Source organism: Psychrobacter sp. CX14, assembly GCF_057396205.2.
In genome coordinates this window covers 418,080-430,706 of sequence record NZ_CM183187.1, presented here as the reverse complement: position 1 = coordinate 430,706, position 12,627 = coordinate 418,080, and the positions used below count along the sequence as shown (strand labels likewise).

11 protein-coding genes are annotated in these 12,627 nt (G+C 42.9%); 5 read left to right on the top strand and 6 right to left on the bottom strand.

What is annotated here, in order from left to right; genetic code table 11:
* The first annotated feature begins 18 nt into the window (after positions 1–18).
* Entirely contained in the window at positions 19–669 is a 651-nt protein-coding gene (locus AC2SLO_RS01825; protein WP_486542559.1) for a DUF2268 domain-containing putative Zn-dependent protease, read from the top strand.
* Here the strand turns inward: AC2SLO_RS01825 and AC2SLO_RS01820 are convergent.
* Positions 666–1,040 (bottom strand): ASCH domain-containing protein, encoded by a 375-nt coding sequence (locus AC2SLO_RS01820; RefSeq protein WP_486542665.1) that lies wholly within the window; start codon positions 1,038–1,040, stop codon positions 666–668. The genes AC2SLO_RS01825 and AC2SLO_RS01820 overlap by 4 nt on opposite strands.
* A gap of 308 nt (positions 1,041–1,348) precedes the next feature.
* On the opposite strand from AC2SLO_RS01820, the gene AC2SLO_RS01815 reads away from it, so the two are divergent.
* Positions 1,349–2,317, top strand: coding sequence for a tRNA dihydrouridine synthase (locus AC2SLO_RS01815; protein WP_486542561.1), 969 nt, complete (start codon positions 1,349–1,351; stop codon positions 2,315–2,317).
* A 100-nt stretch (positions 2,318–2,417) separates the two neighbouring features.
* Here AC2SLO_RS01815 and AC2SLO_RS01810 read toward each other — a convergent pair whose 3' ends face one another.
* From AC2SLO_RS01810 to AC2SLO_RS01800, 3 genes are all read right to left on the bottom strand, one after another.
* Positions 2,418–2,843 carry an MAPEG family protein gene (locus AC2SLO_RS01810; protein ID WP_486542563.1) on the bottom strand — a complete coding sequence of 142 codons (426 nt, stop codon included), beginning with the start codon at positions 2,841–2,843 and terminating at the stop codon, positions 2,418–2,420.
* 74 nt (positions 2,844–2,917) lie between these two features.
* Positions 2,918–3,328, bottom strand: coding sequence for an OsmC family protein (locus tag AC2SLO_RS01805; protein WP_486542667.1), 411 nt, complete (start codon positions 3,326–3,328; stop codon positions 2,918–2,920).
* A 227-nt stretch (positions 3,329–3,555) separates the two neighbouring features.
* A complete protein-coding gene (locus AC2SLO_RS01800) occupies positions 3,556–5,484 on the bottom strand; it encodes an autotransporter domain-containing protein (RefSeq protein ID WP_486542565.1) in 1,929 nt (642 codons plus the stop codon).
* Between the two features lie 398 nt (positions 5,485–5,882).
* On the opposite strand from AC2SLO_RS01800, the gene AC2SLO_RS01795 reads away from it, so the two are divergent.
* Positions 5,883–6,404 (top strand): RNA pyrophosphohydrolase, encoded by a 522-nt coding sequence (locus AC2SLO_RS01795; protein WP_486542567.1) that lies wholly within the window; start codon positions 5,883–5,885, stop codon positions 6,402–6,404.
* 150 nt (positions 6,405–6,554) lie between these two features.
* Here AC2SLO_RS01795 and AC2SLO_RS01790 read toward each other — a convergent pair whose 3' ends face one another.
* Both AC2SLO_RS01790 and AC2SLO_RS01785 read right to left on the bottom strand, forming a co-directional pair.
* A complete protein-coding gene (locus AC2SLO_RS01790; RefSeq protein ID WP_486542569.1) occupies positions 6,555–7,649 on the bottom strand; it encodes an NAD(P)-dependent alcohol dehydrogenase in 1,095 nt (364 codons plus the stop codon).
* A gap of 299 nt (positions 7,650–7,948) precedes the next feature.
* Positions 7,949–8,809 (bottom strand): NRDE family protein, encoded by an 861-nt coding sequence (locus AC2SLO_RS01785; RefSeq protein WP_486542571.1) that lies wholly within the window; start codon positions 8,807–8,809, stop codon positions 7,949–7,951.
* 294 nt (positions 8,810–9,103) lie between these two features.
* Between AC2SLO_RS01785 and urtA the strand changes: the two genes are divergently transcribed.
* Together urtA and urtB are read left to right on the top strand one after the other, a co-directional pair.
* Entirely contained in the window at positions 9,104–10,453 is a 1,350-nt protein-coding gene (gene urtA, locus AC2SLO_RS01780) for an urea ABC transporter substrate-binding protein (protein ID WP_486542574.1), read from the top strand.
* 373 nt (positions 10,454–10,826) lie between these two features.
* Positions 10,827–12,617, top strand: coding sequence for an urea ABC transporter permease subunit UrtB (gene urtB / locus AC2SLO_RS01775; protein ID WP_486542576.1), 1,791 nt, complete (start codon positions 10,827–10,829; stop codon positions 12,615–12,617).
* Positions 12,618–12,627: the final 10 nt, after the last annotated feature.

Sequence of the window (12,627 nt, the reverse complement as noted above, 5' to 3'; positions counted from 1 at the left end):
ATTGGGGGCTGTATAGCAATGCCAATTCAACTTGTAATGTCAGACAATTCACAGAAACTAAAAGACTTTATCCCCCAAATAGTATCATTGACTGAGCAATGTGAACGCTCTATCCCTACCTATTTTAATAAGAGGTCATTAGATATTAATCTCGAGGTGACAACTGGACAATTTGTCATACCTGAAACGGGTATTGGCGGCTTTTCGCCAAACCAGAATACAATAAAAATAACACTTGATACTGCAAGTTCATATTTACAGCGTCATTTTGATAAGGCCTACATGGCGACTTTATACCATGAAACCCATCACTGTTTCCGACATGCCACAGTAGGCTATGGACAAACTCTCTTTGAGGCGATGTTAACCGAGGGACTGGCATGTCATTTTGAAGAAGAAACGGGGTATGATAAACCAATGTATGTTAATCACTTATCAGCTAAACAACGACAATTACTCATCAAGCAAGCTGAGCAAATTTGGCAGCAGCAACCCTATGACCACGTGAGTTGGTTTTTTGGCAATGAAAATAGGGAACTACCACGTTGGGCGGCTTATGATATAGGTTACTATCTGACTGGTATTTATCTAAAAAAATCAAACCAAACTGCCAGTCAGTGTCATGATACTGATAGTTCAGATATACTTAATACCTTAAAAGAAGATTAAGAGGGTGAGTTCTTAATACCTTCAGGCATATTGATAAATTTAGAGTTTATTTTAACGACTTCGAAAGTTTCGCATACTAATAACTCTTGAGTCGTAAAGGGGATTTCGAACTCATTTGCTAGCTCATTAAAAAACATTAAATGCCCCTCCCACCAATATTTAAATGTGCCATCACCTTCACCTTCGGATAATGCAAACTCAATAGGCACCTCATCCATAGGTTGCAGTATCACTTGAGTCGTTTTAATGATAACTACTGGCCTGTCCTCACTGTTTAAAATAATTTGGTACAACCCGACTTGTGGTAAGGGCTCTCCCTCTATTTCGTATAATCTGTACCAAGAGCATGTCGCTGTCTTTTTACCGTCTATGACTAATTACAATAACTCATCTGGCTCAAACCCAAACTGCCAAGCCGTTGCTTTAATATCATATTGACCAGTTTTTTGTTTATAGTCTTCCCAAAAGGTTATAGTTTCTTTATTCATCAATTCTTCTACTCTGGTTTTTATCTAATTATTTTAGGAAAAAATAAACTAAACGTTCTCTTATTACTTTATTAAATTTTTTACTTTATTAAAATAGTCGCTTAATTGTCTCTCATTCCAAGAGACTAATAAAAGAGACTAAAAATATAAGCTGTTATACTACCTCATTTAAATCTGCATACGTGAGCTTTATGTCATTTACCACCCAATTCTTCTCAAAGCCTGTGCGTCTGCTTGCCCCGATGGAGGGACTTACTGACCCCTTAATGCGCCAAATACTAACTCAGATTGCAAGTGACTTGGGTCGCCCTTATGATTGGTCGGTTAGTGAGTTTATTCGTGTCACTCAGCATGTACTACCCAATCATGTGTTTTACCGTTTTGTGCCTGAGCTTAAACATAACAGCAAAACGGCCAGTGGCACCCCTATTCATATACAGCTACTGGGTAGTGAACCTGAGCTCATGGCGCAAAATGCCTTGGCGGCGTGTGAACTTGGTGCTCTAGCGATTGACTTGAACTTTGGTTGCCCTGCCAAAACAGTTAACAATCATCGCGGCGGTAGCGTACTCCTAGATGAGCCAATGCTAATGCGAGATATTATCTCAGCAGTGCGCGACTCTGTGCCCAGTCATATTCCGGTATCTGCCAAAATCCGTTTGGGCTATACCGATACCAGCAATATGGATGACATTAGACGTGCCATTGCGGATAGCGGTGCTAACTGGCTGACCATTCATGCGCGCACTAAGACCCAAGGCTATAAACCGCCTGCTTATTGGGATAAGATTGCTCGATTTACAGAATTGCCAATTCCAGTGATTGCTAACGGCGAGATTTGGAACTTTGAACACGCTCATAACTGTATGAAGCAATCTCACACCTCGCATTTAATGCTGGGACGCGGTGCGGTTACCCGTCCTGATTTGATTGCACAGGTCGATAGTGCAGATATTAACCTGCCTTGGAAATCTCTCATTCCACACCAAATTGCCTTTTTGCAAGGTGCGGCCAAAAATGATGTGGTATTAATCGGTCGTTATAAGCAGTGGCTCGGCATGCTTAGTAAAGGTTATGTTGAAGCCAAAGCGTTGTGGGATTTGATTAAACGAGTCAAAGATAAGCAAGCGATTATTGAGCAGCTTAAATCGCAACTGTGACTATCGCTAGGATACAAAAAAGGGGTAGCAATATTAATATGGCTACCCCTTTTTTGTATATAAATTTTGTATTATATCTATTTAGACTATCGACTCAATTTTAGACCGTCATTTTTATGGCCAAATAAAACAACATCAAACAGCATACCACTGACAATGCCCAGATAATAGAACGCAGGGTCGGCAGATTGATAATATAAGCGATGCCGTAGCCTACACGCAGTAAGATATACATCACTGCCAAATAGTTAACGACTACTTGGGGTACGAAAAACAGCATAGCAACCACCACTGAGGCCAAAAATACGGGCAGCGTCTCGAAGCTATTTTGTTGAGCAGCATTGGCGCGGGCAGCACGGCCAGTGAGTTTGGCAAGCGACTCACGAGGATGCGCATTGTTAGCTATACCAAAGCCGCCCATCATTTTCGCCATCAAAGCGAATAAAAAAGGCAATATACTGGCAATAATCATGGCCCAAATCGCCACGCTTGCCGAATCAGGTATTAAAGAGAAAAACCAACTCATACGCGTTCCTTGAAACCCATTTAGCGACCGTTATATTAATAGTACAAGTGTAGTAGCTGACGTTTAGTTATAACCTAACCTGCAACCACCTCATAGCTGTGGGTAATATTTACGCCACCGGCCGCTAACATTTTACTGGCAGAACAATATTTGTCAGCCGATAACTCAACCGCTTTCGCCACCTGCTTTTCTTTGACCTCATTGCCTGTAACCACAAAATGCAGATGAATATCGGTAAAAACCGCAGGAACGGTATCGGCACGCACAGCTGATAACTCACAGCGCACGTCTTTAACATCTTGACGGCCTTTTTCTAAAATACCGACCACATCATAACTGGCACAGCCGCCAAGCCCAAGTAATACCAGCTCCATTGGGCTTGCGCCTGCTTCTTTATTGGCATCAATATCGACTGTCTTGCCTGATGGCGCTGTACCGACAAAATGTCTGTCTTGTTTCCAAGTCACATCGCCTTGTAATGGCATGTCTTTACGGTCGATTCTTGGTGTCTCATTACTCATAAAAGCTATCCTGTCTAAAAGCGATAAACATTATCTAAATACTGAGAGTATTGTAGATAATGTCTAATAAAATCAAAATTTATTTAGGGTTATATCAGGGTAATCATTGATATTATCAAGACATTCCCTCTCGAATACAAGCGGACACCCCTGTCATCTATCTTGACTATAACACGCTTTTATACCGATATTTAAAATGCACTACTCATACCAATAAACACACTGGTATTCTCGTCATCATCACCCGAAGCATGTGATACGCCTGCATTGGCATTAATAGCACCAAATTGACGCGATAAGCCTAATGTCACACCAAAGCTGTCATCATCAATATCTGCTTTCGGCGTTGTAAAAGGCACATTAGAGAGCGTATTAAGGCGCGCGGTCACTTCATCACGGCTGTCATCGATTTGTTTTTGATAATGCAAATCACCGAACACATTTAGGGTACTGTTTAATCGGCTATTGGCTTTCAGTCCAAATGTACCATAAGTGGTAGTGTACTTTTGTCTATCAAACTCCATAGCAACACCGGTTGGCTCACGCTCTATCATCTTGCCAAGTTTGATACGGTTAATCGTTGCGCCTAGATACGGCGTTATCGTAGTTTGATTAAACTGGAAAGCATCCGGCATTTGCATTGGATAGCCGGCTTGCAATGCACCATAATAACGGTCGCCATTGACATCAGATTTAAAGATCTGACGGTAATTATCAAGGCTAACTCGGCGGCTAACATCCATATCAATATTGCCATAGCCGACTGCACCATTGACCTGAACCCCGCCAAACTGATTACTGTGATAAAAACCAATACCCAGCTCATCATGATCAACTTTGCTTAGTCCCGAGCGAATATCACTATCTAACTTAGTTTGAGAGATATTGGCATAGATACCAGAAACTGCATTCTCTGAGCTGTCATCAGCGATATCTAGACCGACTAATAACTGCGTATTACCATTGCTATCGAGATGCGCAATATCGGTTGAATTCACATCGGCTGACGCCCAAAGTGCTGGGCCAGACTGTTTTAGACTTTGATTATTGCCGTTTTGATATTGATTAATATGTGTTTGCAAACGGGCATTAGTCGCCAACGCCGATGTGGTGGCAATGTGCGGCAGCAAGCTGACTTCACTTGGCGCAGTGACTACTGCATTGGCATAATCGGCAATCATTTGATGCGCGCGGCCTGCTGGGTGGATACTGTCTGCAAAAAAGTACGTTTGATTGGCACCCGGCTCAACCAAATCATCACGACCACAATCTAATGAGCTACTGGTGTTACAAGCGGCTTTGCTGATATTGCTATAGCCGTAGGCAGCAGGGTCTGCTGCCACTTGCTGCAATAAGCTAAAGGTATCTAGTGGAATAATATTAGCGCCTGTTGCTGCTGCACCTTTAAATAGTACATCGTTATATTTTGACGACAGCCCTGTACCAAATGCTTGTAGCGACTCCTCCGCTGATGCCAGATAAGGCGTTAGCCCTACATCGGGAATATTAGGAACTAAAATATAGTTAGCGCCATTTTCCTGTAGCTTACTAATGGTTTCAATCTGACTTTGGGTAGCAGCAGTAATAATATTATCGGCATTGGGCAGGTCGCTGACCACAGATAATAAGTCATTAGCGCCAATCCAAACTGAATAAATCCCTTTAGAGTCGATACGATTATTTGCTAAATACTTATCAACTTGATCGCTAGCGGATGCAATTAACAAACCACCTCTGTCGACCTTAATGCCTGACCTTGCACCGCCAATGGCATAGTTATTCACTGGTGAATTATTAACTGTCGTGCCGTCGATACTGTCGGCAACGGCTGTATGACCGAGCTGCGCGGCAAATGAGGTTGCCCAAGTGTTGTCTGGATTGGTAGTGAATTGACCTGATTGCTCTTTAGCAGATATCGACTTGAAATAGCCCCCGTCGGTTAAGCTATCACCAAAGAAGGTAACACTGTTGTATTCGCTGGCCTGTGCGCTACCCATTGAGGTGAGCATAATGGCTACGATGGCGGCAGATAGCTTAGCGGGTGACAATGAATGTGTTGAAAATGAACTAGAGGTAAGTGATTTAAGAATACGAGTATTGTCCGTGCGACATGATGGCATGGTGACGTCCTTGTCAATAGAGGTTATATAAGCAGTAATATCTGATAGTAAACAAGTGTATAGTCTTTATGAAAATCTGGCAATCGATTTACATCAGGCTTTGAAAAATTATGTTAATTATCGATTATTTTTATTTGCTTTGAAATCGGACCAGCAGCACCCACTAAACATATGAATTAACTGGTTTTTCGTTAGAAACTTTAAGGCGATACTATGAAACATTTTATATCAAAATATCATTACCATTTAACTTGATTTACTGCTTTAATAGAGGTAATGATTATCAGTCTGTCTGTTTTCTACACTCATAGAAGATTAAAATGATAATAGATACTAAGAGTGCTTGTTAAAACATTGGGCTGATTAAATTTTAACATTTTAAATTTAAGGTTTTAGTCATGATTGATGCAGACGGCTTTAGAGCCAATGTCGGTATCATCTTGGCAAATACACAAGGACAAGTACTATGGGCAAAACGCGTTGGTCATAATTCTTGGCAGTTCCCGCAAGGGGGCATTGATGCGGGGGAAACACCCATCGACGCCATGTATCGAGAACTATGGGAGGAAGTTGGATTATATCCTAAGCACGTTCAGTTATTAGCCGCAACAGACAATTGGCTAAGATATCGTTTACCAAAACGATATATTCGCCATGGGCAACATCCTTTGTGTATTGGACAAAAACAGAAGTGGTTTTTGCTCCAGCTAGATGAGCCGAATACAGAACATATCCGCTTTGACACAGCAAAGCCAGAGTTTGATCATTGGGAATGGGTCAGTTACTGGTATCCGCTCGGTCAAGTGGTTCATTTTAAGCGAGGCGTATATCGCCGTGCACTGCGAGAGCTGGCACGCGAGTTACCCCTCAAAAAAGAGTTGATTATCCCTGAGCAAACCAATCATTTGCTGCAAGTTTAATCGCTGCTTTTACTGCTTAAAATTAGTTTAGATCAGTTGTTTATTATTAAAAAAGCCCGTATCTAGTGATGCGGGCTTTTTTGCACTTAATAGCTTATGTCTAATTATTTGTACTTATCAAGAGCCCAGACTATGTACTTAACCCTTACCCTAAGGCTTAATTGCCACTTTTAACACACCATCACGTTGATGCATAAATAAGTCGTAAGCATCAACGATATCATCTAACTTATAGGTGTGAGTTACCATTTCTGATAAATCAATACGACCAGACTCAATAACGTTAATCAGACGACGCATACGCTCTTTACCACCGGGGCACAGTGCGGTACGGATGGTATGGTCGCCAAGACCAGCGGCAAAATGTGCCATCGGAATGGTTAAGTCTTCTGAATAAACGCCCAAGCTTGAGAACGTGCCACCCGGCTTAAGTATCTTGAGTCCCTGCTCAAAGGTCGACTGTAACCCCAATGCTTCAATACTGCTATCGACACCGCGTCCGCCTGTTAATTTCATAATCTCGTCGACCACATCGACTTCTTTAAAGTTAAGAGTGACGTCAGCGCCCATTTTTTTGGCCATTGCCAAGCGATCATTATTACCATCAATAGCAATAATAGTTGATGCACCTTTTAGCTTAGCACCGGCTGTCGCACATAGTCCGATAGGCCCTTGGGCAAAAACAGCCACAATATCACCGATTTGGATATTGGCATTTTCAGCACCTTTAAAGCCGGTTGACATGATATCAGGGCACATGAGCACCTGCTCATCGGTTAGCCCGTCAGGCACAGGGGCTAAGTTAGCCTGTGCATCTGGCACTAAGACGTATTCTGCTTGCGTACCATCGATGATATTACCAAAGCGCCAACCACCGGTCGCTTTATAGCCATGACAAGCGCAGGTACCATCTGGCTGAATATAACCGCCATCTTGTGAAGGAAAGCCATCTTGGCTGGCGTATGAGGTGAAGCTTGGGCAAATAGCACCCGCAATGACGCGTTGCCCCTCTTCATAGCCCATAACCGCACTACCCAGCTTCTCGATTACCCCAACAGGTTCATGACCAATGGTCAGCCCTTGAACAACCGGATATTCTCCTTTATAGATATGAATATCGGTACCGCAAATGGTAGTCGTGGTAATTTTAATCAGCGCATCATTAGGGCCGATATCTGGTATTTTCTTTTCTGTCAGCTCAATTTTACCTGGTTCAACGAATATTAGCGTTTTCATCATGCTCATGGCATATCTTCCTTGTGTGTTGGCTTTTATCAACAAAACAGTGGTCTTTGGTGTCAGAGGTAACTGTTTTTTCCCTTTACTCTCGATCCTATAAATAGAATATACCTTTCATATATGACAAGAAAGTTTAAAACCACATTATTTTTATGGGTTTTGTAACTTAACTGTCTCTATTCATAGCCTTTTAGCCCTTATATAGTCAAAGAACTCTAAAATGGTTACAAGGCAACCGAGTGCAAGTAGCAAGTAATACGGGAGTAGGCTTTACGAGGTTAACGCTGTAACCGTTTAGTAGTTCGCTAACTATAGGGATACTCACGACTCTCTAACGCTAACACTGGCTTGGCGGATGCGGTCTGTGTGGCTGGATTGGACTGCACTAAATGAGCCACATGATTGACACCTAGATGTGGGGCCAGACTCATCGTCAATATACTTTGGGTACGGGTGCCATAATTGGGCATCTCTGGCGTATCAATACAGATAGAGGACAACGCCTGCTCTAGCGACTTTGGCAGTCCCGTATTAGGCAGCTGATCGCTGGGAGCTTGCAAGGTATCTGACAATACCTGCCATGCAGCAGCTTGCCAATAGTGTTTGTCACCGTCCTTAAACTCAATACTTTCACTAATCAAAGGCAGCACTTCTTGGCGTACTCGGCCGCGCAAATGCTCAGATTTAAACCACTCACTGTCTGGCTGACCGTTTGAGATAATATGAAGACCACTGTGTAACGGCGTCGGTGGATAGCCTCGGTTATTGACGATCACTGCTTGCTGGGTATCACCAACAATAAGATTAAATCCTGCGTAGGCTTGTAGATCAAGCTGACGGGCAAACGCAAGTGGCGATAAGTCACTAGTTAAAAAATTAGTTACCAGCTCGCCTCGAGAGCGTTGGTTTTCGCTCGCTTGTACGCCATCTCGAAAATTTAACACCGCTGCCCATCGCCCGTTCTGATTGACTATTTCTCCCTTTGTGCTTTGTTGGTGCACGCCAAGCCAGGTTCCGCCACTTTTATTATCACGACCGGCATAGATTGGTTCATCTGCCCACTGATGGGCTGCTGTGGTTGGTCGTGCCAAAAATTCATCGCGGTTAGACAACAGCACTAATGGCATCTCATCGAATAATTGCCACGCAATAGCCGCTATACACATTAGATTTCCTTTTTTTAATGAAAATTATTAATAACAAATCGGTCTTTGGTTTAAGTTTTAAATCAAATGGTTCTATTTATGCTCATTTTTAATACATAAAAAACATAATTTTATCGTGTAGGTAAAATAAATAGTCTATTTTAGGGCAAAAATAAACCTATTTATGTCAATAAGAACAAAATTGGTGCAAATTTAATCAATTAAGGTTGGCACAATTATTGAAACATTAATAACAGTTAGTAACTTTATATTACCTCAGCTTACACAGCTGTTATTTTACTCTTGGAGAAATTTATGTCTTTATTAGCCACTGTACCTGCCCTAGTGCCTCGCACTACTAAAACTGGTGTGTCATCACGTTTATCTGTTTTAGCCGTTGCGATAGTCGGAAGCTTAAGCCTGATTGGCTGCCAAAAACCTGCAGAAACCACTGCGGAGACCACCCCTGCTGAAACAGAAACCAGCACCGAGACAACTCCTACCCCTGCAGCCAATGGCGATACTATTAAAGTAGGTATTTTGCACTCCTTATCTGGCACCATGGCCATCTCAGAAACCTCTTTAAAAGACACGGCGCTAATGACCATTGACGAAATCAATGCCAATGGTGGTGTTTTAGGCAAACAGCTAGAAGCAGTTGTAGTTGACCCTGCGTCAGACTGGCCATTATTTGCGGAAAAAGCCCGCCAGCTATTAACTCAAGATAAAGTAGACGTTATCTTTGGCGGATGGACTTCAGTATCACGTAAATCAGTACTACCGGTTGTTGAAGAATTAAACGGCTTAATGTTCTACCCTGTACAGTACGAAGGCCAAGAACAATCAGAAAACATCTTCTATACCGGCGCAGCGCCTAACCAGCAGGCCATCCCTGCTGTTGAGTACTTAATGAGCCCTGAGGGCGGTAGTGCTGAGCGTTTCGTGCTTTTGGGTACCGATTATGTGTATCCGCGTACCACCAATCAGATTTTACGCGCCTTCTTGAAGTCTAAAGGCGTCGCAGATGAAGACATCATGGAAGAGTATACCCCATTTGGCTTTAGCAACTATCAGACTATCGTCGGTAACATTAAGAACTTCTCTACGGGTAAAAAGACAGCGGTCATCTCTACCATTAATGGTGACTCAAACGTACCATTTTACCGTGAGCTTACCAACCAAGGTATCAAAGCGTCTGATATCCCAGTAATGGCATTCTCAGTAGGGGAAGAAGAACTACGCGGTATCGATACCAGCTTGTTACAAGGGCATTTGGCAGCGTGGAACTACTTTATGTCGGTTAAAAACCCAGTTAATAGCGACTTTACCAAAAAATATAAAAAGTACGCCTTGGATCATAAGCTCCCTAATGCTGACAAAGTAGTAACCAACGATCCTATGGAAGCCACTTATGTGGGTATCAATATGTGGAAACAAGCAGTTGAGAAAGCAGGTACAACTGATGTGGATAAAGTACGTATCAGCATGGGCGGTCAAACGTTCGATGCCCCTTCTGGTTATACTTTGAAAATGGATGAAGAAAACCATCACTTATGGAAGCCGGTCATGATTGGTCAAATACGTGCTGATGGTCAGTTTGATGTGATTAGTAAAACGCCAGAGGTAATCCGTGCCGAGCCTTGGAGTCAGTACATTCCTAAATAACTCATATAAGTAACTTAAATTGGTCACCCGTATAAATGACGCAAAATTGATATGAGTGGCAACTTGTAAAAGACTAAGGTCAATAGAGGACAATAAAAGAGGAAGTTTACTTCCTCTTTTCACCGCCACCTTTTATCTCAGCTTTTTGTTTTAACGCTTCGTTTTAGCGTTTCATAGTAACCTTTCATAGTAGCGTCTTATGTCAATACGATTTATAACAAACTATTAATAACCGACAATTTTATTACTTGGCTATTTTCCATAAACCCTTGCTGTATACGTCATCTCTTTATGATTAGACCCCTCTATATCAAAGAAGGTTAGACATCAAGGGTTTGTCGAACATCATACTATTCTCATTAAGGAGCCGCATATGCCGCGCCATATCTCACGCTCAATAGCAGAGCCCTCGTATAAGAGGCAGCCGTTGCTGATAACACGGTTTTTCCGCTTTTTAGCGTGGCTGCCTTTGTTTTTTGTCACTTACCTTACCTTATTGGTGCCTGCGCACGCTGAGCAGACATCCGCAGTAGCGGATACGGTGACTGCCACCTCACAAATCGTAAATACTGATGGTGACTCCTTGCAGGATCAAAATGAGCACTCTCTAACCACGCCAGCAGCCTTGGATAACCCGATTGCGAGCTCAGGTGATGCCATTGAGCAGTTTGTCGCCGCTGATTTTGCTCAACGTCAAGCGATGTTAAATAACTGGCCTGGAACAGCTGAAAGCTTAGATACGTTAGTTGAGCTGATTAGTAAAGATGAGCTGTATCAAGGTAATGGCGGTCAGACTTATCTACTCAATAGTGACGATCAATTATTCACTTATCCTGATAAACAAGAAACTAGCGAATGGCCTAGCGATTTATCACAAATTACACTGACCAATGCATTGCGTTCAGCATTGACCTTTGGTCAAGCTAAGGTCAAGCTTGCATCTGACAATACCGCTCAGCGTTTACAAGCAGTAGAGATTTTATCTGACAATATAGATCAAGTCGACCCTGCGACGATTACAGCCGCCGCTGCTAAAGAAGATAATGGCAAGGTGCAAGAGGCGCTTGCCGACCTGCAAGCTCGTATCAATTTTAGAGATGGCAATCTCGCCACTAAAATTGCGGCCGTTAATGAGCTGGCTGATAGCGACAGCCCGCAAGTCCTAGTCGATATTCAATCTGCCCTTACTGCTGACAATTTAGATCCTGCGTTAAAAAGTGCCTTAGTGGCAGCTGAGAGCAGTGTTGCCAATCGCATTAAAGTAAGCACTTGGACAGGTCATTTATTTACCGGTATGAGTACCGCCAGTATCTTGCTTTTAGCCGCTCTTGGTCTTGCCATCACCTTTGGCTTACTAGGTGTCATTAATATGGCGCATGGTGAGCTTATTATGATTGGCGCTTACGCCACTTATGTGGTGCAAAATTTATTTCAAGCGTATCTACCGGGTATGGCAGGCTGGTATTTAGTCGCAGCCATCCCTGTTGCCTTTTTAGTCAGTGCCATTATTGGCATGATTATCGAGCGTATCGTGATTCGTCCTCTGTATGGTCGTGAGCTTGAGACCTTACTGGCGACCTTCGGTGTCAGTCTCATTCTGATGCAATTAGTGCGTATGATCTTTGGCGCACAAAACGTTGAAGTGAGTAACGTTGACTGGTTAAGCGGTGCTTATCAGGTGTCCTCAAGCTTATCACTGCCATATAACCGTATCGCTATTATCGGTTTTACCGTGATTGTATTGGCGCTACTGGTGTATTTACTGAACAAAACCCGCTTTGGTTTGTTTGTGCGCGCAGTGACTCAAAACCGCCAAATGGCGCGTGCCGTAGGCATCCCTTCTGCCCGCATCGATATGCTCGCTTTTGGACTTGGTTCAGGGCTAGCAGGACTTGCTGGTTGCGCATTGGCTCAAGTGGGTAACGTCGGTCCTGACTTAGGTCAGACTTATATTATTGATGCCTTCTTAGTCGTTGTCGTTGGTGGTGTTGGACAAGTATGGGGCGCTGTATTGGCAGCTTTAGGTCTTGGCGTGAGTGGTACGGTGCTTGAAATTGGCATTGGTGCTGTGATGGCTAAGATTGTGTTACTGGTTCTTGTGATTCTGTTTATTCAGAAACGTCCACAAGGTTTATTCGCCCTCAAAGGCCGCTTTGTGGATTAAGGAGAACCTC

What these genes read in the sequence shown, in the direction of transcription:
- urtB (WP_486542576.1), top strand. Translation starts at nt 10,827, where the DNA reads ATGCCGCGCCATATCTCACGCTCAATAGCAGAGCCCTCGTATAAGAGG.
- AC2SLO_RS01795 (WP_486542567.1), top strand. Translation starts at nt 5,883, where the DNA reads ATGATTGATGCAGACGGCTTTAGAGCCAATGTCGGTATCATCTTGGCA.
- AC2SLO_RS01810 (WP_486542563.1), bottom strand. Translation starts at nt 2,843, where the DNA reads ATGAGTTGGTTTTTCTCTTTAATACCTGATTCGGCAAGCGTGGCGATT.
- urtA (WP_486542574.1), top strand. Translation starts at nt 9,104, where the DNA reads ATGTCTTTATTAGCCACTGTACCTGCCCTAGTGCCTCGCACTACTAAA.
- AC2SLO_RS01825 (WP_486542559.1), top strand. Translation starts at nt 19, where the DNA reads ATGCCAATTCAACTTGTAATGTCAGACAATTCACAGAAACTAAAAGAC.
- AC2SLO_RS01790 (WP_486542569.1), bottom strand. Translation starts at nt 7,649, where the DNA reads ATGAGCATGATGAAAACGCTAATATTCGTTGAACCAGGTAAAATTGAG.
- AC2SLO_RS01805 (WP_486542667.1), bottom strand. Translation starts at nt 3,328, where the DNA reads ATGCCATTACAAGGCGATGTGACTTGGAAACAAGACAGACATTTTGTC.
- AC2SLO_RS01785 (WP_486542571.1), bottom strand. Translation starts at nt 8,809, where the DNA reads ATGTGTATAGCGGCTATTGCGTGGCAATTATTCGATGAGATGCCATTA.
- AC2SLO_RS01800 (WP_486542565.1), bottom strand. Translation starts at nt 5,484, where the DNA reads ATGCCATCATGTCGCACGGACAATACTCGTATTCTTAAATCACTTACC.
- AC2SLO_RS01815 (WP_486542561.1), top strand. Translation starts at nt 1,349, where the DNA reads ATGTCATTTACCACCCAATTCTTCTCAAAGCCTGTGCGTCTGCTTGCC.